At 43.8% G+C, this 25,295-nt stretch carries 24 protein-coding genes; 15 read left to right on the plus strand and 9 right to left on the minus strand.

All coding sequences use genetic code 11. From position 1 onward, the window contains the following. Positions 1–254 precede the first annotated feature (254 nt). From NM125_RS03455 to NM125_RS03470, 4 genes are read left to right on the plus strand one after another with little or no spacing between them, the layout of a single operon-like run. Complete coding sequence (locus tag NM125_RS03455) at positions 255–1,055, plus strand: PhoH family protein (protein WP_255132890.1); 801 nt, start codon at positions 255–257, stop codon at positions 1,053–1,055. Positions 1,056–1,089: 34 nt separating this feature from the next. Beyond that, positions 1,090–1,440: a four helix bundle protein gene (locus tag NM125_RS03460; protein WP_255132892.1), complete on the plus strand. Its 351-nt coding sequence runs from the start codon at positions 1,090–1,092 to the stop codon at positions 1,438–1,440. Between the two features lie 59 nt (positions 1,441–1,499). Beyond that, positions 1,500–2,312, plus strand: a complete 813-nt coding sequence (locus NM125_RS03465) for an MBL fold metallo-hydrolase (protein WP_255132894.1) — start codon at positions 1,500–1,502, stop codon at positions 2,310–2,312. After that, the gene (locus NM125_RS03470) at positions 2,299–3,090 is read left to right on the plus strand and encodes a purine-nucleoside phosphorylase (protein WP_255132896.1); all 792 of its coding nucleotides are present in this window, start codon (positions 2,299–2,301) and stop codon (positions 3,088–3,090) included. Before NM125_RS03465 ends, NM125_RS03470 begins: the two co-directional genes overlap by 14 nt. Positions 3,091–3,158: 68 nt before the next feature. On the opposite strand, the gene NM125_RS03475 is transcribed toward NM125_RS03470, so the two are convergent. Together NM125_RS03475 and NM125_RS03480 are read right to left on the minus strand one after the other, a co-directional pair. Continuing rightward, a complete protein-coding gene (locus NM125_RS03475; protein WP_255132898.1) occupies positions 3,159–4,028 on the minus strand; it encodes a hypothetical protein in 870 nt (289 codons plus the stop codon). 165 nt (positions 4,029–4,193) lie between these two features. Then, on the minus strand, positions 4,194–5,045 hold the full coding sequence (locus NM125_RS03480) for a DUF4384 domain-containing protein (RefSeq protein WP_255132900.1): 852 nt from the start codon (positions 5,043–5,045) through the stop codon (positions 4,194–4,196). 121 nt (positions 5,046–5,166) lie between these two features. On the opposite strand from NM125_RS03480, the gene NM125_RS03485 reads away from it, so the two are divergent. From NM125_RS03485 to NM125_RS03495, 3 genes are read left to right on the plus strand one after another with little or no spacing between them, the layout of a single operon-like run. Beyond that, complete coding sequence (locus NM125_RS03485; protein ID WP_255132902.1) at positions 5,167–5,541, plus strand: hypothetical protein; 375 nt, start codon at positions 5,167–5,169, stop codon at positions 5,539–5,541. 12 nt (positions 5,542–5,553) lie between these two features. Next, complete coding sequence (locus NM125_RS03490) at positions 5,554–5,997, plus strand: hypothetical protein (protein ID WP_255132904.1); 444 nt, start codon at positions 5,554–5,556, stop codon at positions 5,995–5,997. Continuing rightward, entirely contained in the window at positions 5,994–7,247 is a 1,254-nt protein-coding gene (locus NM125_RS03495; protein ID WP_255132906.1) for a caspase family protein, read from the plus strand. The genes NM125_RS03490 and NM125_RS03495 overlap by 4 nt, the downstream gene beginning before the upstream one ends. Before the next feature lie 101 nt (positions 7,248–7,348). Here NM125_RS03495 and NM125_RS03500 read toward each other — a convergent pair whose 3' ends face one another. Continuing rightward, the gene (locus NM125_RS03500; RefSeq protein WP_255132908.1) at positions 7,349–8,899 is read right to left on the minus strand and encodes an acyl-CoA carboxylase subunit beta; all 1,551 of its coding nucleotides are present in this window, start codon (positions 8,897–8,899) and stop codon (positions 7,349–7,351) included. A gap of 14 nt (positions 8,900–8,913) precedes the next feature. Further along, positions 8,914–10,572 (minus strand): DUF8457 domain-containing protein, encoded by a 1,659-nt coding sequence (locus NM125_RS03505; protein ID WP_255132910.1) that lies wholly within the window; start codon positions 10,570–10,572, stop codon positions 8,914–8,916. 139 nt (positions 10,573–10,711) lie between these two features. On the opposite strand from NM125_RS03505, the gene ccmA reads away from it, so the two are divergent. The 3 genes from ccmA to NM125_RS03520 all read left to right on the plus strand — a co-directional run bounded on the left by ccmA (position 10,712) and on the right by NM125_RS03520 (position 13,007). Further along, positions 10,712–11,332 carry a heme ABC exporter ATP-binding protein CcmA gene (gene ccmA / locus NM125_RS03510; protein ID WP_255132911.1) on the plus strand — a complete coding sequence of 207 codons (621 nt, stop codon included), beginning with the start codon at positions 10,712–10,714 and terminating at the stop codon, positions 11,330–11,332. Between the two features lie 132 nt (positions 11,333–11,464). Beyond that, positions 11,465–12,565, plus strand: a complete 1,101-nt coding sequence (locus tag NM125_RS03515) for an aminopeptidase (protein WP_255132913.1) — start codon at positions 11,465–11,467, stop codon at positions 12,563–12,565. 16 nt (positions 12,566–12,581) lie between these two features. Then, the gene (locus NM125_RS03520; RefSeq protein WP_255132915.1) at positions 12,582–13,007 is read left to right on the plus strand and encodes a response regulator transcription factor; all 426 of its coding nucleotides are present in this window, start codon (positions 12,582–12,584) and stop codon (positions 13,005–13,007) included. Positions 13,008–13,062: 55 nt separating this feature from the next. Here NM125_RS03520 and pckA read toward each other — a convergent pair whose 3' ends face one another. Continuing rightward, complete coding sequence (gene pckA / locus NM125_RS03525) at positions 13,063–14,661, minus strand: phosphoenolpyruvate carboxykinase (ATP) (protein WP_284700146.1); 1,599 nt, start codon at positions 14,659–14,661, stop codon at positions 13,063–13,065. Positions 14,662–14,895: 234 nt separating this feature from the next. On the opposite strand from pckA, the gene NM125_RS03530 reads away from it, so the two are divergent. The 4 genes from NM125_RS03530 to NM125_RS03545 all read left to right on the plus strand — a co-directional run bounded on the left by NM125_RS03530 (position 14,896) and on the right by NM125_RS03545 (position 16,819). Beyond that, positions 14,896–15,456 (plus strand): DUF4199 domain-containing protein, encoded by a 561-nt coding sequence (locus tag NM125_RS03530; RefSeq protein ID WP_255132918.1) that lies wholly within the window; start codon positions 14,896–14,898, stop codon positions 15,454–15,456. Between the two features lie 18 nt (positions 15,457–15,474). Continuing rightward, complete coding sequence (locus tag NM125_RS03535; RefSeq protein WP_255132920.1) at positions 15,475–15,930, plus strand: DUF1801 domain-containing protein; 456 nt, start codon at positions 15,475–15,477, stop codon at positions 15,928–15,930. A gap of 15 nt (positions 15,931–15,945) precedes the next feature. Continuing rightward, complete coding sequence (locus tag NM125_RS03540) at positions 15,946–16,296, plus strand: VOC family protein (RefSeq protein ID WP_255132922.1); 351 nt, start codon at positions 15,946–15,948, stop codon at positions 16,294–16,296. A 100-nt stretch (positions 16,297–16,396) separates the two neighbouring features. Beyond that, entirely contained in the window at positions 16,397–16,819 is a 423-nt protein-coding gene (locus NM125_RS03545; RefSeq protein WP_255132924.1) for a VOC family protein, read from the plus strand. A gap of 86 nt (positions 16,820–16,905) precedes the next feature. On the opposite strand, the gene clpB is transcribed toward NM125_RS03545, so the two are convergent. The 4 genes from clpB to NM125_RS03565 all read right to left on the minus strand — a co-directional run bounded on the left by clpB (position 16,906) and on the right by NM125_RS03565 (position 23,865). Continuing rightward, positions 16,906–19,545, minus strand: a complete 2,640-nt coding sequence (gene clpB, locus NM125_RS03550) for an ATP-dependent chaperone ClpB (protein WP_255132926.1) — start codon at positions 19,543–19,545, stop codon at positions 16,906–16,908. A 516-nt stretch (positions 19,546–20,061) separates the two neighbouring features. Then, positions 20,062–21,549: a Do family serine endopeptidase gene (locus NM125_RS03555; RefSeq protein WP_255132929.1), complete on the minus strand. Its 1,488-nt coding sequence runs from the start codon at positions 21,547–21,549 to the stop codon at positions 20,062–20,064. A 161-nt stretch (positions 21,550–21,710) separates the two neighbouring features. Then, positions 21,711–22,139, minus strand: coding sequence for an Hsp20/alpha crystallin family protein (locus tag NM125_RS03560; RefSeq protein WP_255132931.1), 429 nt, complete (start codon positions 22,137–22,139; stop codon positions 21,711–21,713). A gap of 367 nt (positions 22,140–22,506) precedes the next feature. Next, the gene (locus NM125_RS03565) at positions 22,507–23,865 is read right to left on the minus strand and encodes a class II 3-deoxy-7-phosphoheptulonate synthase (RefSeq protein ID WP_255132932.1); all 1,359 of its coding nucleotides are present in this window, start codon (positions 23,863–23,865) and stop codon (positions 22,507–22,509) included. Between the two features lie 124 nt (positions 23,866–23,989). Between NM125_RS03565 and NM125_RS03570 the strand changes: the two genes are divergently transcribed. Then, a complete protein-coding gene (locus NM125_RS03570; RefSeq protein WP_255132934.1) occupies positions 23,990–25,294 on the plus strand; it encodes an adenylate/guanylate cyclase domain-containing protein in 1,305 nt (434 codons plus the stop codon). Position 25,295: the final 1 nt, after the last annotated feature.

The following is a 25,295-nucleotide window of genomic DNA, read 5'->3' on the forward strand; positions in this document are numbered from 1 at the left end:
TCTGCTAAATCCTTATCTTTGGGCAATTCTTTCATTCAAAAATTTATACCGCTATAGAAGACGAGAAAACACTTTCAGAACAAGTCATTGAAATCAAAGGTGCGGATCCTGTTGCCCTGTTTGGACTGCATGATCACAACATCATTGCTTTAGATAAGGCTTTTCCCGAAACCAAATTCAACACCCGCGGCGACCGTGTAAAACTCACCGGGCCGCAGGAGGAAGTTGATACAGCTACCAAAGTAATTGAAGGTATGATTGAGCTGCTGGATCGCAAGAGCAAAGTAGCCGAGGACGATGTCAAAACCCTGGTTGCTCTTAAAAGTGGAGAAACCACAGCTGGCCGGCCTCAAATCCGTACGCTGGATGAGACTACAGGTGACACCATCATTCATACCCATAACGGGGAAGCTATCACAGCTAAAACTCCCGGGCAGCGAAGAATCGTAAGTTCTTCAGCTGAACATGATATCGTGTTCGCTATTGGCCCGGCCGGTACCGGAAAGACCTATACCTCTGTAGCATTAGCCGTTCAGGCTCTGAAGAACCGCCAGGTAAGAAAAATTATTTTAGCCCGCCCTGCTGTTGAAGCTGGTGAAAACCTTGGTTTTCTTCCGGGTGACCTTAAAGAAAAAATTGACCCGTATCTCCGCCCTCTCTATGATGCCCTGGAAGATATGATTGACCGGGATCGGCTGGAGCTTCACCTGACCAAGAACGTGATTGAAATTGCTCCGCTTGCCTACATGCGTGGACGTACCCTCAATAATGCATTCGTGATTCTGGATGAAGCACAGAATGCCACAAACACGCAGATGAAGATGTTCCTGACCCGAATAGGGTTCAACAGCCGGGCCATTATCACCGGTGATATTACCCAGACTGACCTCCCCCATCGTCAGCAATCGGGACTCATTTCTATTCAAAAGATCCTGCAGGATATTGACGGAATTGATTTCGTTTACCTTGGCGAAGAAGACGTAGTACGCCACAAGTTAGTCCGCGATATTATTAAAGCCTACGACAAGTTTGAGGATAAGAAGAAAAGAAAGTAACTGAATTACTCAGTTGCAAAGAGACAGAGTAAGCATGGTTAAAACTCATCGGGATTTACAGATTTGGCAAAAAGCTATGCAGCTTGTAACTAAAGTTTATCAAGCTGTGGATGATTTTCCGGGCTTTGAAAAATTTGGGCTTATATCCCAGATTCGACGGAGCTCGGTTTCGGTTCCGGCCAACATTGCAGAAGGTTTTGGCAGAAGATCAAAGAAAGATTTTCGAAGATTCTTGAATATCAGCATGGGTTCACTATTCGAATTGCAAACTGAATTAGAGGTATCATTTAACCTTGGGTTTTTAGAAGAAGAACTGTTTAAGGAGCTTTACTCCGATACAAGAGAAATTGAGCGAATGATGAGCAGTTTCATCTCCACCCTATGACTTTGTAACTCTGTCACTCATTTACTTTGTCACACTTAACAACACAAAACGACAACTCATTGTCACAAACAGAACAAACCTACGCTGCCACTTTGTATGAGGGCACATTTTCCGTTGGATTAGATAAGAAATTTGTCCGAATTGAGCGGGATGACCCTCCTGCGAAAGGAGCTTTGAAGCTATCCCTTAATCCGTTACTCATTCATACCCCGGAGCGGAATTACCTGTTTGATTGCGGAATTGGGGAGTTCGGTGAAGATACCGGACCGGAAACCATTCGGCAGAATTTGAACGACCACGGACTTACTGAATTTGATATCACCGATATCTTTTTGAGTCACCTGCACTACGACCATATTGGCGGCTTAGCTCATCGTGAGAATGGCTATTGGGAACTTACGTTTCCGGATGCCAATCTTTGGGTTTCCAAAAAAGGCTGGGAAAAGATGATGGCTAAAGATGAGTACTATGATGAAGAGAAAACGGAGTTTGTCTCCTTTATCGATGCCAAAGCCGACCTCCATTTTCTGGACGAGGAAGATCAGCCCTATCCTGAATTGAAAGTCCGGAAGATTGGCGGACATACTGAGTTTCATCAAGTATTGCTTTTTGACGATGGCGAGCATAAATACCTGCAAGCCGGTGATGTTATTGGAACCAAAGGAGCCATCAACCGAAAGTACGCAGCCAAGTATGACTTTGAACCCAAAGTGAGCCAGCAGAAGCGTGAAGAATTGGCCAAACTGGCATTTGATGAAGGATATACTATTTTAGCCTACCATGAAGATCAGAACCCTTTGTTTAAACTGACTGATTACAATGAGAAAACCGGGTACAGCACCGAAAACATCGAGTCTTATGTCCCTGCCTGATTACATCACTGACATCAAAAACTTCCTCACCGATAATGACTTCCCTGAGCAAATAGACTCAGCCGTCATTCTCGGCTCGGGACTGGGTACATTTGGGGATCACATTCAGGATGCACTTTCTATTGAATATTCTGAGATTCCTGATTTCCCCCAATCTACCGTAGTCGGTCATTCCGGGTCGCTGATTTGTGGGGTAGTGGAAGGCAAAACCGTACTGGCCTTTTCCGGTCGTTTTCATCATTACGAAGGGCATGCTTTTGCCAAAACCGTACTTCCGGTGCAATTGGCTAAAGCTTTTGATGTGGACAAACTCATTATCTCAAATGCGGCTGGTGGTATTAACCTGCGTTATCGTGTTGGAGATTTAATGATCATCGACAGCATCATCAAGCAGTATATGATGGTCTCTGAACCGGCTGTAAATACCTGGAGCTCAAAGTTTGAAAAGTATGCCCGCGAAGTAAAAGCTATTGCCCGCGACCTGAATATTGAAACCCAAACGGGAACTTATCTTTACGTGAAAGGGCCAAACTACGAGAGCAAAGCTGAAATAAGGGCCTTCCGCAAAATGGGCGGTGATGCGGTTGGGATGAGTACGGCCCCGGAATTAATTGAAGCTGCCAAACTGGGAGTTAAAACGGCCGCTGTTTCGCTGATCACTAATGCGGCTGCCGGAGTCACGGACCAGAAACTGGATCATGCAGAAGTAAAGGAAGCGGCAGATCAGAAAAAAGGAGTGTTTGCTAAGTTAGTGAAGGGATTGATTAAAGAATTTTAGTTGTAGCTGTCAGCATTCAGTTTTCAGCTGTCAGCTTCTCTCACTTTTTAAATTCCATATATATCATTTCACTCAAACTCATTGCAGCCGGGCTGGTAGTATTCCTCGTTGAAATCGGGATAAGAAGCGGTTAGTTCTTCATCGTCCCAGATCGAGGCCTTGGCCAATTCCCGGTTCTCATCTACGAATAGGGCCTGCCCGGTGCTGTCAACCCAACTACTTGAGGTTTGGACAAAAAGACACGGGTCAGAAAAATTATCTGTTCGGTCGATTTCACTCACACCATAGGAAGCATGTACTAAATAAAACTTCTCCGAACAGAACTCCTCACACGCACTCACCAATAACCGGTCAGCATCAATCCAGGCTACCCCGTCAAAATCATTACCGGGTACATCAAAAGTATTTTGTGGCATCCACTGTCCATTTTCTTCTTCCCAAAAAGCAATATCAATGGTACAATCCGAGCGGGTTTCAAGCACAGCCAGCATACTTCCATCAAAAGAGGGAATTACATTGATTGACTGAAAATTTCCAATTTTATCTCCGCAAATCCCCGAATCATTAGGCGAAAACGTGAGTAGCAATTCACCGGTTTCGGCATTTGTCAGGTGGTATTCTTCGGAAAAACTTCCAGAGATCAGGTACCCGGCCTCTTTCATGTAAAACAGGTCTTCTGCATTGCCTTCCAACACCTCAGAAACTTCGAAGTTGCCGGTTAATTCTGTATCCGTCAGGTAAACAGAGTATTCCTCATTCTTCACATCGCCGCCGTCAGGATAATTTCTCCTGTAGTCATACTTATTCAGTATATAAGCTATTTCAGAGCTGTCATCACTCCAAACAGGCGCAGCTATTCTTTCTTTGTTTTTCCATTTCGCACAAGAACCCAGCAGAATGGCTATCAAAACAACGATCAACAGAGATGGATTTTTCATGGCAATGCACCCACAATGATTATTTCCCGCAGGTAAGCGGACATCCGTTATAAGCTATCCATGCTAATGTAGCTCAAAATATTTTTATTTGGAAAAGGGAAAGTATTTGGCTGATTGCGGTCCAACCAACGGTTCAGAAAAAGAGACAACTCAAATAACCAACAACTAATTATCATAGATTACAATCTGAGCAAAATCTTCCGTCCATTGATCTCTTTCCAAATCCATTAACCACTTGTTTAAGGTGATCCAGTTATTTTTGTAGCTAAGCTCTTCAGCTAATTTTTCAAACTCATATTTCTCTTTGGTAGCAACGGCAAAAATGAGCTCCGAATAGACCTCCTGATTTCCCTCTGTTTGAGCCGTAAAGTCTATAATCCGACGTTCTTTTTCGTTGGGGATGAGGCGAAGCTCATCACTTTTAACATAATTCTCCTGCAGGTAAGCATTGGGAAAAAACATAGCCACACTGTTGTCTTCTTTGATAGAAAATAGTGTGATATATGCATCCTTGGTAGTGGTAACTTCAAATTCAATGGGTTCTCCAACGGTATAGGCCTTTTTGTTGCTCGATATATCTACCTTGAAATACTGATCGTAGTCTTTATCCAGTTTCTGAACCTTACAGGTGTAGGTTATACCAACCATATTCCCTTCTACATAATATTCAGGCGTATTCTCCCCCACAATTCTCCCCTCTACGTTAATTCGCATCAGTCGCCGAAAGGTTTGAAAATAGGCAGCATCATTTTCTTCAATACTTTCTGTTTCCGCCTGGGCATCAAACGATTTAATATTCAAGCCTGTAACTCTTTGAACGGCTTCTACCCGTGCATCTCTTAATAGTTCCTCTTTCACCTGATCTAAAGACCGATCCGATTCCTGCATTAGTTCCAGGTTTACGGTTACCGATTGTGGTTTCTCCTGCCCCAAACACTCGCCGGTAAAAACCATCAGAAGAATGGTAATGACCAAACGCCCCGTTTCCATCAACCCTTTTGTTTCGAATATTTTCATACTGCCGTCTTTTTTTGCCGAAAATATAAATCAACTGAACATAAGTTCATTATTTTTTTTGCAAATAATCCCCTAATTATATTAATTCAGCTAAATCTAAACACAATTTTCGGGGGTACTTATGAAAAGAAATATAATTTTCATCATGCTTTTCTCTTTTTTATTGGCTGCCTGCACTCAAAGGACCTATATAAGAAAGAATCAATCTCATTTTGACTATCCTAACAGCAATGTTACACCAATAGGAAGCTCAAAAGTATTGGGGACTTCTAAAACAGGTCTTTCAATGAAGCCGCCAACCATCACTTCGACTATCGAAGCACAAGCTTATCAGGATGCTCTCAACAAAGTTAGCGGAGCTGATATGTTAATTAATATTGATTACAACTGGAAAGTCACAGTAATACCAGTTTACGTATTGACATTATATACCGGAAAACTGACTGTCGAAGGATACCCGGTAACCATGGAAGTAGGCGAACAAGAATTAAATTAATCGAGGTACATCATGAATAAGTTTAAATCACTAATTACAGTTTTTGCATGTGCACTTCTATTAGTTGGTTGTAGCACTAAATATGGGCAGAGAGTTGTAAGCAGCCATTATGTTTATCCTAATAGTAATGTTGTACCACTGGGGTATACAACAGCTGAAGTATCCAGAGTAGGTATACTTTTCCCCAAACAAGCTAATAAAGAAGTTTATGAAGAACTCTTTAATCAAGCTTTATCCAAGCACCAAGGTGCAGATATCATTGTAGATATGGGCCTTGACGTAACTTATACACAAATTCCCATTCCTATTCTTACTATCTGGATTACAAAAATGAACCTTACCGGAACTGCAGCGTCGGTTGAAGTTGGTGAGCAAGAGTTATCTCAAATAAGAAACCAAAACTTCGAAGAAGTGGTTGATAAATTTCACTCCTTAGACATTACGAAAATAAGGTGAGCACGAATAAACCACTAAATATTTCACTATTACTTTTTACAGTACTGGTATTTTCTGCATGTAGTTCGGTAGGAGTATTAAGCTCTGAAAACGAGTATCTGCCAAAAGCTTCAGATGATGCCAGTATTGTTTTTCAACTGAATTCCAATGTACCTAGAACAACCTTCTATGTAGATGGAAAAGAAGTTGTAACGGCAGAAAGAGCAAAAATCTTAGTTAATGGTAATGCTCATACCATTACCGCATCTCCTGAGGGATATAGATCAAAAGAAGAGTACTTACAACCTCCTTACGATAAGACCAATTATCTGCGGTTTACTTTTATGATTGGCGACAAATTGAATACTGATGATGATACTTCAGATCCAATACTGGCCGATCGACAAAGGAAGCCAGATCAAGCGGCAGTTGAAAAACAGACCCCGGTAGATATTGAATTCGATATCCCAAAAGCCAATAAAATTAATACTGATGCGGTTGGTGTCATCATCGGTAATAAGGATTACTCAAAAGACATCCCGAATGTTGATTATGCCGTGAATGATGCAGCTCTTGTAAAAGAATACTTTATAAACACCCTGGGGATCAAACCCGGAAATATTATTTATGAAGAGAATGCCGGTAAAGCTACTTTTGATGCTATTTTTGGAAATGAAAACAACCATATGGGAAAACTTCACAACTTCGTGAAACCGGGAAAAAGTGATGTTTATATTTTCTACTCTGGGCATGGTTCCCCCGACGTGAATTCTAACTCGGCTTACATGATGCCTATTGACTCTGACCCCGCCTTTGTATCCTTCTCAGGCTACAGCACCGACCTTTTGTACGGCAACCTTTCCAAACTGAACGCCAAATCAGTAGCCGTTTTTCTGGATGCCTGCTTTTCCGGAGCATCCGGTTCCGGTGAAATGCTGATTAAGAATGCCTCTCCCATAGGCATTAAAGTAAAGAACAAAGCTTTAACCATCGATAACAGCCTTATCATCACTGCCAGCAGTGGAGAGCAAATTGCCAGCTGGTATCCTCATATGAGACACGGACTCTTTACCTATTTTTTATTGAAGGGATTTAAAGGCGAAGCGGATCTTGATAATGATGGAATCTTAACTAAATCAGAGCTTCAAAATTATTTGACCGATCAGGATGATGGAATACCCTACTTCGCAAGGCGACTACACAACCGTATCCAAACGCCCGAAATTATTTCCAATGAATACGAAGAAACACTGATAAAGTATAAGAATTAATTTTAGTGCTTGCTCAGTGTGTATCATAGCCTTTGCCTAATAGGACCTGCTGTTCCCAACCTAGTGGTTGGGAACAGTGAGGGCTCAGACGCATCAAAATATTACAGCGGCAGATTGTCGTGCTTTTTCTTCGGCACAGATTCCACTTTGTTATGGGACACTTCCAGTGCTTTAATCAGTTTCTCACGGGTTTCGGAAGGCAGTATTACATCATCCACATAGCCGCGCTCGGCCGCTTTATAAGGGTGAGCAAAGTTCTCGCTATACTGATCTTCCAGTTCCTTCTGCTTGGCTTCCGGATCATCGGCTTTGGCTATTTCTTTACGGAAGATGATTTCCACCGCACCCTTGGTACCCATTACGGCAATCTCGGCTGTTGGCCAGGCTACGTTGTAATCAGCCCTTATGTGCTTGGAGTTCATCACATCGTAAGCTCCACCATAGGCCTTACGGGTAATCACGGTCATTTTTGGAACCGTAGCCTCGCAGAATGCATACAGCAGCTTAGCGCCGTGTTTGATGATTCCATTCCACTCCTGATCGGTACCGGGCAGGAAGCCGGGCACATCTTCAAATACAACCAGCGGAATGTTGAACGCATCGCAGAAACGAACAAAACGAGCTCCTTTCAGAGAAGCATCTATATCCAAAACTCCAGCCAGTGAAAGCGGCTGATTGGCAACCACGCCAACACTACGGCCTCCAAGTCGGGCAAAACCGACCACGATGTTATCCGCATAGTCTTTGTGAACCTCGAAGAAGGAATCTTTATCCATAATTCCATCAATCACATCATGAATATCATACGGCTTGTTGGGGTTAAGCGGCACCAGGTCTTCCAGTGCTTTGGCTTTGGCCGAATCCGGTTCTTTGGATTCTACCATCGGTACTTTTTCCTCACAATTCTGAGGCACGTATTTCATCAGCTGCCGGATGTCATTCAGACATACCGCATCGTTAGGGCTGGAAAAATGAGAAACCCCGGATTTGGTGCTGTGTGTGGAAGCACCGCCTAATTCTTCGGATGTAACTTCTTCATGCGTTACCGTTTTCACCACATTCGGTCCGGTTACAAACATATAGCTGGAATTTTCCACCATAAAAATGAAATCGGTAAGCGCCGGACTGTAAACGGCTCCACCTGCACAAGGCCCCATCACAGCCGAAATCTGAGGCACAACGCCCGAGGCCATACTGTTTCTCCAGAATACCTCAGCATAACCGCCCAGCGAGGATACCCCTTCCTGGATGCGAGCGCCTCCGGAGTCGTTAAGTCCGATGATCGGTACTCCATTCTTCAAGGCCAGATCCATAATCTTGCAAATTTTCTCTGCATGGGTTTCTGACAGAGAACCGCCAAATACGGTAAAATCCTGACTGAAAATATAAACCGGACGGCCGTGAATTTTAGCGTGGCCGGTTACGACCCCATCCCCTAATATCTTTTTCTTATCCAATCCGAAAGCTGTACTCCGGTGGGTCACAAACTTGTCAATTTCCTCGAACGAGCCTTTATCCACCAACAGATCGATTCGCTCGCGGGCGGTTAGTTTGCCTTTATCATGTTGCTTCTCGATTCGGGCCTCACCTCCGCCTTTAAGTGCTTCTTCCCGCAGTTTCTGTAGTCGTTCTACTTTTGGATTGGATGCCATAATTAAGGTATTGTTTAAGATTTATATTCGTCAAAATAAGATTGAAGCCGGTCGGTAAAATCGATGGCTACTTCAGATGTCATATCAACTTTATTAGTCGAAAATACTTTTTTTTCAATGAATTCAGTAGCCTCATCCCAATTGTCCAGCTCCTGAATTTTACTCAGGGCTTTTTCGTATTTCTTATCTGATCCTTTGAAAATTTTTTCTACAAAAAAGCCTTCATTGTTGATCATAAAGTCCTTCAGTGTGGGCATGGTCTGGTCGTCTTCGTCCTCTTCATCAACGAGTTCATCGACCAGCGTTTCCTCATCAATCAGCATCTCGTCACTATCCGAACCCTTACTGCTCATCAACATATCCATTTGGTCGGGACGTATAAACTGCTGCCACATGGGCTGCTCGTCATTATCTTCGGCTTCTTCCTCAATAACAGATTCATCCGTATCATCTTCCGCAGCTAATTCATCCAGCACATCCTCTTCTTCTTTTTCAGGCGCCGGTTCTGCAGGCTTCTCTTCTTTTTTGGAAGACTTCTTTTTCTTCTTCTTTTTTGATTTTTTCTTTTCCTCTTCCTCTTCTTCCGTCAGGTTTTTGAACGAATGTGCTGCCTGATCAAGTACCGTTACGAGGTTCTCCCGAAACTTCTTGATTTCATCGGTTTGATCTCCGGTTTTGAGTGATTCCGAGATCTTTTCAGCATCGGGCACTTCTTCAAACTCCTCAAAAATGGACTTATCTTTCTGCTCGGTTTTAAAGAGAGCATTGAACGACTCTTCGTCCGTCATTTGCGGACCTTCTTCACTGTAATCGCCAAAAAAACTATCCAACAATCGCTGTTCTTTTTCATCAATTTCTTCCATCTCCTCTTCATCAGGATGGTCAAAGCGATTTTTCTGAGCAATTAACTCCTCCCGGAACTGATCCCGAAATTTCTCCTGAAGCTTCACGTCCAGCAAGTCTGGATAGGAAAGAATTTCAATAAAACGCTCTTTGGTAATCTGCTCATTCAGTTCGTTAAAAGCTTTTGCCGTGAGGTACAATCCCTTGTCTTCAAAAAATAGCTGAATGAGTTTGGCATCTACTTCTCCTCCAAATAGGGTAAACAAAAGCTCAAGGACCTGCGCCCATTCTTTGGCTGTATAGGATGCAACAAGGTTTGCATCCAGGTTATGGATAAGCAGCTTACACCTTTTCTTCTCCAGTGTTTTCAGCTTCCTTTTTTTCATATACAGCGGAATGGCTTTACCAAAGTGCTTATAAATAGTCAGCTTGTCGGTTCGCCGAACCAGCTCTTCGTAATCGAGTTCTTCTTCGCCTTTGTAAATATAATCCGCCATGTGATGACGCGGTTCCAGGTACACCTTCACAATCTCGGTCATTACCCGGCTGGTAACTACGTAAAACTTGTCTTTAGGAATGCGGGAATTTGCAAATAATGCTTGCTGAAATTCTTTCCACGCATCTTTAACCAGCTGCTGATCAGTGTTCGCCCATTCCGTGTCTTCTAAAACAAATTCTTTCTTCAGCTTTTCGTTGATTTCGATGCGAATTCGTTCAACAATAAAGGAAGGGAACCCCGCTGAAAGACAGTCTTTCAGGGTATAATAGGGCTTGTCGGATTTAACCGCGCCAATAAGCCGATCGATGATTTCTTCTACTGCCTGATGCATAAGTCGTTTTAGTATTTCACTGAAAATAAAGCCTGCCGGCTCGCAATACAATTAAGGATTTAGATATTCCGTTATAGTTTTCAAATTTTATGAACTGAAAGCATATTCTTATTAGTCACAAACTTGCTACCTTTGGGGCATGATTTCACTTCAGGTACAAAATCTTTCCAAAAAATATAACCGACATACCATCTTTTCGGATCTCAGTTTTGAGCACACCGGAGGAATTCTGGGTATTTCGGGAGCTAACGGTAGTGGCAAGTCAACATTGATGAAATGCCTGGCTTATCTGCTTCGCCCAAATTCAGGAACCATTATCTGGAAGCAGGATGAAGAATCGATGAATCAAAAACAGGTGAAAGCGAAGCTGGGTTATGCCGCTCCTTATATAAATCTTTATGCAGAGCTTTCGGTTGAGGAGAACCTGCGGTTTTTAGTGGAAGCCGGGGGCAAATCAGCCCACGAAGACCGGCTTTCCGCCTTACTTGAGAAGGTTCAGATTCCACATTTGAGCGATCAGCTTTTTGGAAGCCTTTCTACCGGACAACAACAACGTGTTAAATTGGCCGCCGCTCTGGTTCGCAAGCCTGAAATATTAATGCTGGATGAACCCGGCTCCAATCTCGACGAAAAAGGACATGCATTGGTATCCGAGATAGTCAAAGAAGCAGCTGAGGCCGGTACCCTGGTTTTCCTCGCTTCCAACGATCCTAACGAAATTGCCTTGTGTGATACCGTACTTAACGTTAGTGAGGAGTGATGAGTGATAAAGTGATGGGGTGATTGAAAGCTACTCCTCACTTTATAACTTTATAACTCTCAACTGTCTTCGGATTCTCTTAACTTTGTCTGCCAAATCGAATATTCATCATTCCAAATCCAATACTGCACTATGATCTCACAAAATGATCAGAAACTCGCATCCCTCATTCTTGAACACAGCACCGAGGTTCAGAAAGGGCACAATGTGATGGTACAGCTTATCGGCTTAAACGGCATCGACCTGCTCCGAGCTTTGGTAGAGCAAATCCGTGAAAAGGGAGCGCATCCGTTTATAAAGATCGAAGATGCGGATACGCAGCGTATTTTAATTGAAAATGGTGACGAGGAATTTTGGAAGAATCAGGCTTCTGTTGATCAGCTTCCACTGATGAAGCAAATGGATGCCTTTATCGGAATCCGTGCTTCACAAAATATCTATGAAAATTCACATGCCAGTAAAGAAGCCAACAAGGCCTATTCCGAGCATTTTTTGAAACCGGTTCACTTTGATGAGCGCGTCAACAACACCAACTGGTGCATCATGCGGTACCCATCGGCTGCCTTTGCGATGAACGCCAAAATGCCAACGCGTGCTTTTGCTGATTTTTATTACGATGCCTGTCTGGTCGACTACGCCCGGCTTGAAGAAGCAATGAAGCCCCTGGAAAAACGACTGCGAGCCACCGATGAAATTCACCTTAAAGGTGAAGGAACCGATATTAAGTTTTCGGTTAAAGGACAGAACTGGGTTCCCTGCTTTGGTAAGCGAAATATCCCCGACGGAGAACTTTTTACCTCTCCCGTTCTGGATTCCGTAAATGGAGTGATTTCTTACGCTCCTTCCGTTTATCAGGGCAAACCTTTTGAATTTGTGAAGCTGGAAGTGAAAGACGGCGTGGTGGTTGATTTTGATTCCTCCAACAACGAGGCCCTTAAAGATATTCTGGACACAGACGAGGGAGCACGGCAATTCGGAGAGTTCAGCTTTGGGTTGAACCCGGTGATCGAAAGCCCGATGTATGACATTCTTTTTGATGAGAAGATTTATGGGTCTAACCACCTTACCCTCGGTAAAGACTATGAAGTAGCACCAAACGGCAACTCCAGTAACATCCATTGGGACCTGGTTTGTATTGGCGCTGATGTGTACCTGGATGGAGAGCTGGTGCGCAAAGGCCGCAAGTTTGTTGCTGACGACCTTAAAGGATTAAACCCCGAAGAACTACTGTAGCATATCAGATTTAAGGATGAAGAAAACAGTATTAATTTACGGGGCTGTACTTGCTGCCGGTGTATTAGTGGTAGAAGCAATTGAGTATTTTTATATGGTAGAAATCATCTCAACTCCGGTGTATATCGTTGCCATTGCCATTCTATTTACCATATTAGGCATTTGGCTGGGGAAAAAACTAACGGCAAAAGCACCACAGGAATCTGAAAAAGCTCCTTTCAAACGGAATGAAAAAGCCTTGAAGTCGCTGGGTATCAGCGAGCGCGAACTTGATGTCCTCGAGCATCTCGGGAAAGGTCACTCTAACCAGGAAATAGCCAATAAGCTTTTTATTTCTATCAATACGGTAAAAACACACCTTTCCAGTGTTTACCAAAAACTGGAAGTAAGCCGCCGAAGTATGGCCGTTAAAAAAGCCCGATCGTTAAAGCTCATCCCATAAAAAAATCCACCGCCCCATTCGAGCCGGTGGATTGAAGTTACCTTGAACTTATCGATTAATCGCTGACTTTAGGTCCTGCGTTTATGATTTCATCACTGCTTTCTGCTTTATACTTATCGAAGTTTTTGCGGAAGAGCTTGCCAAGCTTTTGAGCCTGTGCATCATACTCATCTGCATTGCTCCAGGAATTACGTGGCTGTAGTATTTCTGAAGGAACTTCAGGGCAGTTTGTTGGAATCCTGAACCCAAACACTTCGTCTTGCACCGTGTCGGCATCATCAAGCTTACCTTCATGAATGGCATTAATGATAGCACGGGTGTTTTTGAGATTGATTCGCTCTCCGCCTTTGCCATAGGCTCCGCCTGTAATTCCGGTATTCACCAGCCAGGCTTTGGCGTTATGAGTTCGCATTTTCTCCGCGAGCATTTCGGCATATTTAGACGGTGGCCATACCAGGAAGGCTGCCCCAAAGCAGGCAGAAAATGTAGCTTCAGGCTCTGTAACACCCATTTCGGTTCCGGCAACTTTGGCGGTATATCCACTGATAAAGTGGTACATAGCCTGCTCAGGAGACAGCTTGCTTACCGGAGGCAATACACCAAAGGCATCATAAGTCAAAAAGATGATGTTTTTAGGATGTCCGGCTGTGCATGGGATTTTGGAATTTGAGATAAAGTCGATGGGATACGAAGCCCGGGTGTTTTGAGTGATGGAAACATCGTCGTAATCCACTTTTCGGGTATTCGCATCATAGCCCACATTCTCCAGCACCGTTCCGAACTTGATGGCATTATATATCTCAGGTTCTTTTTCTTCAGACAGATTGATGGTTTTTGCATAGCAACCGCCTTCGATATTAAACACGCCGTCTTCACTCCAGCAGTGTTCATCATCGCCTATCAGTTTGCGACTTTTATCAGCCGAAAGTGTGGTTTTTCCGGTTCCGGATAAGCCAAAGAAGAGCGCTACATCTTCGGGTTTCTCCCCTTCGTTTGCCGAACAGTGCATGGAAAGTACATCTTTCTTAGGCATCAGGTAATGCATAACGGTAAAAATACCTTTCTTCATCTCCCCGGCATACTCCGTTCCCAGAATCACCATTTCGCCTTTTTCAAAATTCACATCTACACTGGCATCGGAGGTCATGCCTTCAGTAAAACGATTTGCAGGAAATTTACCGGCGTTATATACCACAAAATCAGGCTCTCCAAAGTTTTCGAGCTCCTCGGCTGTTGGCCGAATCAACATATTATGCATAAACAATCCATGGTATGGGCGCTCTGCTATAATCCGGACTTTGAGACGATAGTTAGGATCCCAACCCGCAAAACCATCAATTACATATAGCCGCTCCCGCGTGTTCAGGTAATCGGTGGCTCTTTGGTGATTGATGCTAAAAGTATGTTCATCCAGCGCAATATTTACATTACCCCACCACACTTCCTTTTCAACACCGGAAGTTTTCACAACCCGCTTGTCGGCCGGACTTCGCCCCGTTCTTTTCCCTGACCTAACAACCAACGCACCCGAATCGGCTACTGCTGAACCGGGATCAAATTTGATGGCATCCTCATAGAATTTTGCCGGGGCCGGGTTCCTGATGATATTCTCTACTGAAATTTTATGTTTAGATAAATCCACTTTTTTTCCCATTGCTTTGAGGCTTAAGAGTTCTTCGATTGAGTAAGTACTGATAGGTACCTATCAATCATGAATATTTGATTAATAAACTGAGATTGTTTTCGATTTTTAAATAAAAATATGCCCGTGCATTACTATTTACAGCTGGTTTTTACCCGAAAATTTCAAAATCATACTTTCGGGTGATGCATTCCTTTTTCAATTTCACTTACTTGGAGCAGCACATTTAACCAAGCATCAAACAATATGTCAAAAATTATACTCACATTCGGCATACTTGCCGGACTGATTAATGTGGTCATCGCCACCCTCCTCACTAACTTTGCGGGGGATGAAATGATGCACGCCAATTCGGAGTGGGTTGGCTATTTGGTTATGATCATTGCTCTGTCCATGATCTTTGTAGGGGTAAAACAATATCGGGACAACTACCTGGGTGGCGTTATCAAATTCGGGAAAGCATTTTTGGTAGGATTATATATCGCGTTGGTTGCCAGTGCTTTCTATGTAGGCGGATGGGAAATTTACCTCCAAACCTCCGATGTCAACTTCATGGAAACTTATTCAACTTCCGTAATTGAAAATATGGAAGCGGATGGTGCATCTGATGTAGCGATAGCGGAAATGGAAGAACAAATACAGTTCTATTCTGATATGTATGAAAACCCGTTTTTCCGTGTCCTCTTAACGCTGTCAGAAATTCTGCCTGTCGGTTTGATTATTTCACTGGTTAGTGCAGCTTTATTGCGAAAGAGCACCTTTATGCCAACCGAAGAAAATATGAACCCGGATGCGTCCGCCATTTAAAATTCAACAAGAAAATCTATGAAAATTGAAGCCCACAGTCCTGAAGAATACATTCAAAAAATCCCAGAAGAACGTAAAGAACCCATCAAAAAACTTCGATCGGTTATAAGTGATAACCTGCCTGAGGGGTTCAAAGAACAAATGAGCTACGGGATGATTGGTTATGTTGTGCCCCATTCGCTGTACCCGGATGGATATCACGTAACGCCGGAGCTTCCTCTGCCCTTTATAAACATTGCTTCTCAAAAGAATCATATTGCGGTGTACCACTCCGGGATTTATGCTGATGATGAACTCATGAACTGGTTTAAGGGAGAGTATCCCAAACATGTAAAAACCAAGCTCGATATGGGCAAGAGTTGTATCCGTTTTCGAAATCCGGATCACATTCCCTACGAATTGATCGGCGAGCTGGCGGGAAAAATGACACCCGGGGAATGGATCGAGCTTTACGAAAAGAACATTAAAGGTTAACCAAACTAAATTACCATGAATCCGAATAATCACTCTCTTTCACTTGCAGTTAAAGACATCCATGCCTCTAAAGCATTTTATGAAAAACTGGGGTTTGAACCGGTTGAAGGTACCGGCCCCATCGAGAACAACTGGATTATTATGAAGAAGGGAAATTCTCTGATCGGTTTATTCCAGGATATGTTTGAGGAAAATATCATCACCTTTAACCCAACGGATGCCCGAAGTGTCTATAAAGATTTAAAGGAAAAGGAGGTTACATTCCTGATGGAGTCAGATTCCATCCACGAGGATAAAGGTCCGTGCCACTTTTGCATCGAGGACCCGGATGGAAACCAGATTTTATTTGACCAGCATAACGACTAATAAGTTAGCTTTCAGCCGTCAGAAATCAGCTTTCAGTTTTCTTCAGAGACAAAAACTGAAAGCTGAATGGCGAAAGCATACAACAAAAAAATCAAACTTTATGAAAAAGCGAGTAACCGGAATTGGTGGCGTATTTTTGAAAGCTAAAGATCCCGATGCCACGAGAGATTGGTACCGGAATCATCTGGGTATCGAAAGCGGAAAGTATGGCGGTACTTTTGAGTGGCGGCATGCCGAAGATCCTGATAAGAGGGGCTACACCGCCTGGAGTATGTTTGATGAAAACACCGAATACACCAATCCCAGCAAAAAAGACGCAATGGTTAATTACCGGGTAGAAAACCTGGAAGAACTGCTTATGGTTCTTGAAGAGGAAGGCGTAGAAATTGTCGGTGAAATGGAAGTTTACGAATACGGCAAGTTCGGCTGGATTATGGATCCCAATGGCTACAAAATCGAACTTTGGGAACCGAATGATGAAGAGTATGAGAAAATTAAGGGCGAGACTAATTTGTCCAGCTAAGCTGAAATTCAAAATTAAGAATTGAAAGTTAAAAATTGGGTGGTCAAGAACTCCCAACCCAATTTTTAATACTTAATTTTAAATTTTCAATCCTCTTCCGCCCAGGCTTCTACATCATCCAGTACTTCGGCAAAGTCGATGCCATCTTTTGCTTTGTTGATAGTGGCCTCGTAATGAACCGGGCCTTCTTCTTCACGGCTGATTAACTTCGTGGCCAGTTTATTGGTGATATTCTGTTGAATCACCCGCTTCAGCGGACGCGCTCCGTACACAGGGTCATACCCCCGAACAGCCAGCCAGTCTTTAACGGTATCAGATACATCAAGGGTCACTTCACTCTTCCGGAGCATTTCGTGCACTCTTCGAAGCTGAATATCCACAATGGCGCGGATGTGCTCCTGACCCAGCGGATGGAACACAATGGTATCGTCCACACGGTTCAGAAACTCCGGCCGGATGGTTTGCTTCAACTGCTCTATCAGTTTGTTTTGAAGTTCTTCGTATTTCTCATCACTCATATCACCACCGGTTTTCTCGATCTCGTTGGAAATCAGGTGCGAACCGATATTCGACGTCATAATGATGATGGTATTTTTGAAATCCACCGTAACACCTTTATTGTCAGTCAGGCGGCCTTCATCCAGCACCTGCAGCAGAATGTTGAATACATCCGGATGTGCTTTTTCGATTTCGTCGAGCAGAATTACCGAATAGGGATGTCGACGTGCAGCCTCCGTAAGCTGTCCGCCCTCATCGTAGCCTACATAGCCCGGAGGAGCTCCTACCAACCGGCTTACGCTGTGCTTCTCCATGTACTCACTCATATCGATGCGAATCATGGCATTTTCATCATTGAACAGAAAATCAGCTAGCGAACGGGCAAGTTCTGTTTTACCCACACCGGTTGATCCGAGAAAGAAGAAGGAGCCAATCGGTTTCTGCTCATCCTGCAGTCCGGCCCGTGAACGACGAACTGCATGAGATACAGCTTCAATTGCTTTATCCTGGCCGATTACCCGCTTATGTAGTTCTTCTTCCAACTGCAGCAGTTTCTTACGTTCACTTTGCAGCATCTTCCGAACCGGAATTCCGGTCCAGCGTGCTACAATATCGGCGATGTCTTCCGCATCCACCTCCTCTTTCAGCAAAGACTGATTTTCCTGCATGTCATCCAGTTTCTTTTGCGACTCCTGCAGTTCATTTTCAAGCTGGGTGATTGTGCCATAGCGTAATTCGGCTACTTTTTCGTAGTTCCCCTGTCGCTCGGCTTTATCGGCTTCGTTTCGGGCCGTGTCAATGGCTTGCTTCAGCTCTCTCACCCTTTGGATCAGTTCGCGTTCCTGCTCCCATTGCACCCGCATCGATTTTCGATCTTCTTCGAGGTCGGCGAGCTCTTTCTCAATCCCTTTCATTTTGGATTGATCTTTTTCCCGTTTTAATGCCTCACGCTCAATTTCCAACTGCCGGATTTGACGTTCCAGCGCATCCAGTTCTTCCGGAAGTGAATCGATTTGCAGGCGTAACCGGGAGGCGGCTTCATCAATCAGGTCAATAGCTTTATCAGGTAGGAAACGGTCTCCGATGTAACGGTGTGAAAGCTCTGCTGCAGCTACCACGGCCGAGTCGGTTATCCGAACACCGTGGTGTACTTCATAGCGCTCCTGCAATCCGCGGAGAATCGAAACGGTATCTTCCACAGAAGGTTCGCCTACCAACACAGTTTGCAGTCGACGTTCCAGCGCTTTGTCTTTCTCAATATACTTGCGGTATTCATCAAGCGTAGTGGCCCCGATAGCGTGCAGTTCGCCCCGGGCAAGCGCCGGTTTCAGAATGTTGGCCGCATCCATAGCGCCCTCGGTGGCCCCGGCTCCAACCAGTGTGTGAATTTCGTCAATGAAGAGAATGATTTCACCGTCAGAATCCGATACGTCTTTCACTACCGCTTTCAGTCGTTCTTCAAACTCGCCACGGAATTTTGTGCCGGCTACCAGCGAGCCCATATCGAGGGCTACAATTCGTTTGGTTTTAAGTCCTTCAGGAACATCCCCACGAACTATTCTCAAAGCCATTCCTTCGGCGATAGCTGTTTTACCTACACCGGGTTCACCAATTAAAACAGGGTTATTCTTTGTTCGCCGTGTAAGAATTTGCATCACGCGCCGGATTTCCTGATCCCGGCCAATAACGGGATCCAGCTTATTCTTCTCAGCCAGATCGTTGAGGTCACGGGCATATTTCTTCAGGGCTCCATACCGACTTTCAGCATTCGGATCGTCCACGGTTTGATTGCCACGGACATCCTTCAACACTTTCAGAATGTTCTCTTTGGTCACGCCCTGATCTTTCAACAGATTCGCGATCTCCCCTTTCACAGTCGTCATTCCAATCAATATGTGTTCGGAACTGATGTATTCATCCCCGAGCTTATTTCCCTCTTTCTGGGCTACATCAAACAACTCCTTGCTGGTGTTCGACAAATATTGCCCGGATACAGAGGCTCCCTGTACTTTTGGAAGTCGGTCCAGGGTTGTATCCACCACGTTCTCAATAGCCGACGGGTTTGCCCCCAATTTGCTCAACAGTGTATTTACAATGCTCTCTTGGTCACTCAGAAATGCTTTTAAAATATGGGCAGGTTCAACAGCTTGGTTGTTGCCGCTTTGGGCCATCTCAAGTGCTTTTTGAACAGCCTCCTGTGCTTTCAGTGTAAATTTATTCAGATTCATGTCAATCTCCTTTTTTTCTTTTCTACCTGAATAAAAACCAAAATCGTGCCTACGAAATTTTATTGACAGAATTGCAGGACGAAAATGAATTTGAAGGGTATTGGCTGCAGTTCATTTTTTTTGAGAAGCTACATATAGACAGGAACAGAAGATCATCAGTATTAGAAATCTATTCAAACAGGTGATTGCTGTGCGTGCAATAACATCAGCTCTACTTGTCATTTAATGGAAGCTCATATTCTATTGAAGTAGATGCTATCCCCCTGAAATTGTTTAAAATAAAAAACCCCGAACTGTATCAGAGTTCAGGGTTTGGGTTTTTCGGGGTACAAATTCTTTTCTAAAATCTTATGCTATAAGATACAAAATGTTAACAAAGTATCCGTGTAATTTTTGGTAAATGGAAAACACGTTTTGAGTCGGTTATAGTTCCCGACCCGGAATAAAAACCCTGATCCGTATCAGGGATCAAGGTTTGGGTTTTCGGGGTACAAAAAATCTATGCTTCGATTACATTTATATTTCGAAAGCGATGTATTGTTCCAGGTCATTTCTTTTAATGGTCAAAAGAACAACGTCACTTTCTATTTCTTCAAGCTGTTCGTAAAAATCTTTTGTTGAATCAATAGGTGTTCTGCCTACCTCGGTAATAATATCCCGTGACCTAAGTCCCCTTTCGTAAGCATTACTGCCATCTCTAACTTCCAGAACAACAACTCCTTCGGTTTCGTTTTCAATATTGAGCTGGCTGCGAATTTCGGATGACAGCTCCCGTACCGTAAAGCCAAGTCGCTCGTCCATCTCTTCTTTATTTTGAGGAGCGATAGAAGCCGTTTGTTCCTGTGGACGTTTTCCTAACGTAACGTCCAGCGTCATATTATCTTCATCACGGATAATACCCAAGGCAATTTCATCGCCCGGTTTGTAAGCGGCGATTCTGGTCCTGAAACTGGCCCAGTCTTTAACTTTGTCACCGTTCAAAGATATAATGATATCTTTTTCCTGTAAACCGGCTTTATCAGCAGGGCCGTCTTCTTCAACACGACCTACCATGATTCCCCGGATGTCTCCAAGTCCCAGTCCACGCGCCATGGTCTGATCTACTTCTCCGGCCATATACATTCCCAGATACCCTCTGGAAACTTCGCCATCATCAACCAGGTCGTTCATAATTCGTTTTGCCAGGTTGATGGGGATAGTAAATCCAATGCCGTCATTTCCGCCTGACCTGGATGCTATGGCCGAGTTAATACCTACTAATTCTCCATTTATATCAATGAGGGCGCCGCCGGAGTTACCCGGATTGATGGCTGCATCCGTCTGAATAAAATCTTCATAACCAACCCATTGCTCCTGTCGGTTTTGGATTAATCCAATATTCCGGCCTTTTGCAGAGACGATTCCAAAAGATACCGTGTGTGCTAAATTCTCGCTAAGTGGACTTCCAATTGCCAGTACAAATGAGCCTACTTTCAATTCGTCGCTGTTGCCCATTGGAACGGACGGTGGATTATCTACATCTATCCTTAGTACGGCGATGTCGGTTTGTGGGTCTGTGCCAATCAGTTCGGCATCAACTTCGTTGCCATCAAACAAACGTACCTGTATTTCATCGGCCTGTTCAATTACGTGGTTATTGGTCAGTATATATCCTTCATCAGATACAATCACTCCTGAACCTAACCCACGCTGAACTCGCTCCCGGGTTTCACCTTCACCTCTGGGATTCCCAAAAAACTGCGAAAAGGGATTGACAACCCGCACTTCTTCCACTCGCTTGGTGGTTATGGTTACAACAGACGGGTTTGTGTTTTCGGCGATGTCAACAATGGCATCATTAAAATCTTTAAGTGAAGCAACCGGCTTTTCTTCAGCAGATTCTACCTTATGATTAGTTGTAGAATCCGGAAGAGTAACGGAGTCGCTGTCGATGGCAAGATTAAAACCTAACAGCACAACAACCGCTGCGGCCACCCCAAATATATTCTTTACTGTGGTACTCATATTTATTCTGATTTAATTGTTATTCATGGATTGCGGTATTTATAACGCAGCACGTTTTTAAAATTGTGTGCTTCCACAAACCTTTACAATTCTGTAGATATAAATAAGAAACCGAAGCCCCACTCAAGGGACTTCGGCTCCCTTAACCTAATGGATCAGATTTATGAAATCTCGATCTTCTTCTTAACCTTTTCTTCGCTTTTGGCAATGGTGATATTCAGAATACCATTTTCATATTTCGCGGTAATGCTTTCTTCATCAATACTATCGGGTAGCTGGAAAGAACGGCTGAATGAGCCATAACTTGATTCTACCCTGTGAAAGTTTTTACCGTTTTCTTCGTTCTCGAGTTTACGCTCACCGCTTATTGTAAGGTGTCCGTTGTCGAGATCAACGTTAATATCTTCTTTATTCATACCGGGCAGCGAAACTGAAACATCGAACTGATTTTCGGTTTCAGAAATATCTACTGAAGGCATGAACGAATCGTTTCTGTAATTCAGTGATTCATTGAAAAACTCATCTAAGATGTCGCTGAATCTTTTTGAGTGAAGATCAACATTGGGTCGGGTGTAATTAACAAGTGCCATAATTAACCTCGCATTTAAGTTTTCGTTTTTTCGTTAATTCACTTTTACTAATGCAAGGCATATGCCAACAGAATAAGCAAAGGGATATGCTGACAGACGGGCAAACGATCCTGATGAAATTTCAGACAGAATCTATAAAATGGAAAGGTTGACAGTGAAGCCGTTTCAACAATGACAGACTCCAGACAAAATTGACAGAGGGGGGGGGGTTAGGGATTAGGTGTTAGGGATTAGGTGTTAGGTTTTAGGTTTTAGGGTCATCTTGAGCGGAAGCGAAAGATCTTTACCCTTAATACTTGGTAATTAAGTAAACAAAGGTTCTTCGCTTTCGCTGAGTGACTAACTAAAACCTAACACCTAACACCTATCAAGAATAACTTTTCTTCCACTCGCGGGCTACGAGGAAGGCCATTTCGAGGCTCTGTTCGTAATTGAGGCGCGGATCACAGAAAGTCTCATAATTATGCTGAAGTTCTTTTTCACCTAATCCTTTGGCGCCACCCACACATTCGGTCACATTATCACCGGTAAGCTCCAGGTGAACACCGCCGAGGTAACTCCCCTCCGACCGGTGGATAGCAAAAGATGACTGAACCTCACTTAATATATCGTCAAAGTTGCGGGTCTTGATGCCGCCATCGGTGCTGAATGTATTTCCGTGCATAGGGTCTGAACTCCAAACAACCGGGAATCCTTCCCGACGAACGGCTTGAATCAGTTTAGGAAGTTCTTTCTCAACAGTGTCTTTTCCAAAACGGGTGATGAGCACAATTTTACCAGCCTCATGATTTGGATTCAGCGTTTCTATCAGCTTCATCGTTTCATCAATTTCATAGGGAGGCCCTACTTTAATGCCCACCGGATTATTGATTCCCTTAAAATACTCAACATGTGCCCCGTCAAGATCCCGGGTTCGGTTACCCAGCCACACCATATGTGCACTCAGGTTAAAATATCCTTTTTTACGTGGAACAGGGCGGGTTTGGGCTGAATCGTAATACAAGTTCAGCGCTTCGTGTGAAGTATAGAAATCTACTTTTTGCAGGGTTGAGAACGTATCCGGTGCAATAGACTCAACAAAACGCACGGCTTTGGTTATGGAGTTCACCATATCCTCGTATTCGGCGTAATATTCGTTGTTCTGCATAAAATCGAGTTCCCATTGTTCGGGATGATGCAAATCGGCAAAACCTTCATCTGCCAGGGCACGCAAAAAATTCAGTGTTAAACCGGCTTTGTGATATCCTTCCAACAGTCGCTGTGGATCAGGCATACGAATTCCGGATTCAGACTCATAGCCATTGATAAGATCTCCGCGGTAATTGTGAATCTCTTCCCCATTCACCATTTCAAAATCATTGGAGCGTGGCTTGGCATACTGCCCGGCAATCCGGCCAACTCTCAACACAGGCACGCCCATCTCGTGAATCAAAATGAAGCTGGTTTGCAGCAGCACCTTCACCATGTTCACAATCTTAGGTGCTTTAGTAGCATCAAAGCTTTCGGCACAGTCTCCACCCTGTAAAAGAAATGCTTTTCCTGCCGCAACATTGGCCAGCTTATCCTTTAGGGCTTCAATTTCCCAGGAAGTGACAAGCGGAGGAAGAGACTTCAGGGTTTCAAAACTTTTATCCAGTCGGTCCTGATCGGGATATTCCGGCAGTTGCTTTACCGGTTTATCTTTCCACGATGTTGGCGACCAATTTTTATGTGCTACTTCTTGCATGCGTACAATTTTTGTTGAATGAACAGGTAAACTATCGGTTTTTTGGGGTTAATGCTTAAAAAATTCTCACACACATTGTTTTGCCTAATCAAATATATTACCAGAGAATTCTTAAAGACAGATCATGTTAGAAACAAAATTGCGGATTTTGGTGGTTGACGACCATCCGGCATTGGTAACACTTACAAGGCATAAATTAATTCAAAAGGGGTACGAGGTGCTAACCGCTCAAAATGGCGAGGATGCCCTGGAATTAACCCGAACTGAATATCCGGATCTCATCCTCAGTGATGTAGATATGCCGATTATGGATGGGTTCGAACTTTGTGAGCATATCAAAAAAGATACCCGGCTTAATAAAATCCCGATTATTCTGGTTACTTCTATGGTGACCACCGAACACATTATGAAGGGAATTGAAGCCGGTGCAGATAATTACCTCACCAAGCCATTTGATGACGAAACCTTGTACAGCAAGATCGATGAGTTAATGCTGAACCCCCCTCCTCCTGTGAAGGAAGATGACACGGTGAAAGTGGAGATTGAAGGCAAGGAGTATGAGATCAAAGCCGATTATTCGTACCTGGTTAATCTGTTGATTTCTACGTATAAGAATACCCTTGCTCAAAATAATCAGCTGAGCAGAATGCAAAGCGGGTTAAACGCCGCCAACAAAGAGCTTGAGCTCACCAAAAATGAACATGAGGAACTGATCCATAACATTTTCCCGGAAAAGATTGCGGAGAACCTGCTGGCTTATGGAACTGTAACCCCCGAGCGGTATCACGACACAACCATCATGTTTACGGACTTTGAAGGATTTACAAAGGTAGTCCCCGAGCTCAGCCCGGAAAAACTCATCGAAAGCCTTTCGTTCTACTTCGACCGGTTTGACGAATACACCCGGCAACACAATCTGATTAAGATTAAGACCATTGGCGACAGCTACATGGCAGCGGGCGGAATCCCGGAGCGTAACCAATCGCACCCCATCGATACCATCCTTACAGCTCTTAAAATCAGGGATTTTGTTCAATCGTTTGGAGATAAAAATCAATCGGACACTCCATACCTTCCCGTTCGCATTGGTATTCACACCGGAAAAGTAGTAGTGGGTGTGATTGGAAAGACCCGCTTTGCCTACGACATCTGGGGAGAAACCGTAAATGTGGCATCGCGATTGGAAGAACATTCCAGAGAAAACTCCATCAATATCTCTGAATCTACTTACGAGCGGGTTAAAGATTTCTTTGAGTGTGAATCGCGCGGAGAGATTGAAACCAAGTACATTGGCAACCTGAAGATGTATTTTGTGAAGAGAATTAAACCCGAATTATCTGAAGATGCTGAAGGTATATTCCCGAACCGGCTATTTATCAGAGAATACAACAGCCTGATCAGGACTGCCGGGGAAGATAACGACGAATAAG

This window comes from Gracilimonas sediminicola (genome assembly GCF_024320785.1).
Classification (GTDB): Bacteria; Bacteroidota; Rhodothermia; order Balneolales; family Balneolaceae; genus Gracilimonas; species Gracilimonas sediminicola.

Excerpts from the sequence above, each read along its gene's own strand:
- NM125_RS03455 (WP_255132890.1), top strand. The coding sequence starts at position 255 with ATGATTGAGCTGCTGGATCGCAAGAGCAAAGTAGCCGAGGACGATGTC.
- NM125_RS03460 (WP_255132892.1), top strand. The coding sequence starts at position 1,090 with ATGGTTAAAACTCATCGGGATTTACAGATTTGGCAAAAAGCTATGCAG.
- NM125_RS03470 (WP_255132896.1), top strand. The coding sequence starts at position 2,299 with ATGTCCCTGCCTGATTACATCACTGACATCAAAAACTTCCTCACCGAT.
- NM125_RS03475 (WP_255132898.1), bottom strand. The coding sequence starts at position 4,028 with ATGAAAAATCCATCTCTGTTGATCGTTGTTTTGATAGCCATTCTGCTG.
- NM125_RS03480 (WP_255132900.1), bottom strand. The coding sequence starts at position 5,045 with ATGAAAATATTCGAAACAAAAGGGTTGATGGAAACGGGGCGTTTGGTC.
- NM125_RS03485 (WP_255132902.1), top strand. The coding sequence starts at position 5,167 with ATGAAAAGAAATATAATTTTCATCATGCTTTTCTCTTTTTTATTGGCT.
- NM125_RS03490 (WP_255132904.1), top strand. The coding sequence starts at position 5,554 with ATGAATAAGTTTAAATCACTAATTACAGTTTTTGCATGTGCACTTCTA.
- NM125_RS03500 (WP_255132908.1), bottom strand. The coding sequence starts at position 8,899 with ATGGCATCCAATCCAAAAGTAGAACGACTACAGAAACTGCGGGAAGAA.
- NM125_RS03505 (WP_255132910.1), bottom strand. The coding sequence starts at position 10,572 with ATGCATCAGGCAGTAGAAGAAATCATCGATCGGCTTATTGGCGCGGTT.
- ccmA (WP_255132911.1), top strand. The coding sequence starts at position 10,712 with ATGATTTCACTTCAGGTACAAAATCTTTCCAAAAAATATAACCGACAT.
- NM125_RS03515 (WP_255132913.1), top strand. The coding sequence starts at position 11,465 with ATGATCTCACAAAATGATCAGAAACTCGCATCCCTCATTCTTGAACAC.
- NM125_RS03520 (WP_255132915.1), top strand. The coding sequence starts at position 12,582 with ATGAAGAAAACAGTATTAATTTACGGGGCTGTACTTGCTGCCGGTGTA.
- pckA (WP_284700146.1), bottom strand. The coding sequence starts at position 14,661 with ATGGGAAAAAAAGTGGATTTATCTAAACATAAAATTTCAGTAGAGAAT.
- NM125_RS03530 (WP_255132918.1), top strand. The coding sequence starts at position 14,896 with ATGTCAAAAATTATACTCACATTCGGCATACTTGCCGGACTGATTAAT.
- NM125_RS03535 (WP_255132920.1), top strand. The coding sequence starts at position 15,475 with ATGAAAATTGAAGCCCACAGTCCTGAAGAATACATTCAAAAAATCCCA.
- NM125_RS03540 (WP_255132922.1), top strand. The coding sequence starts at position 15,946 with ATGAATCCGAATAATCACTCTCTTTCACTTGCAGTTAAAGACATCCAT.
- NM125_RS03545 (WP_255132924.1), top strand. The coding sequence starts at position 16,397 with ATGAAAAAGCGAGTAACCGGAATTGGTGGCGTATTTTTGAAAGCTAAA.
- clpB (WP_255132926.1), bottom strand. The coding sequence starts at position 19,545 with ATGAATCTGAATAAATTTACACTGAAAGCACAGGAGGCTGTTCAAAAA.
- NM125_RS03555 (WP_255132929.1), bottom strand. The coding sequence starts at position 21,549 with ATGAGTACCACAGTAAAGAATATATTTGGGGTGGCCGCAGCGGTTGTT.
- NM125_RS03560 (WP_255132931.1), bottom strand. The coding sequence starts at position 22,139 with ATGGCACTTGTTAATTACACCCGACCCAATGTTGATCTTCACTCAAAA.
- NM125_RS03565 (WP_255132932.1), bottom strand. The coding sequence starts at position 23,865 with ATGCAAGAAGTAGCACATAAAAATTGGTCGCCAACATCGTGGAAAGAT.
- NM125_RS03570 (WP_255132934.1), top strand. The coding sequence starts at position 23,990 with ATGTTAGAAACAAAATTGCGGATTTTGGTGGTTGACGACCATCCGGCA.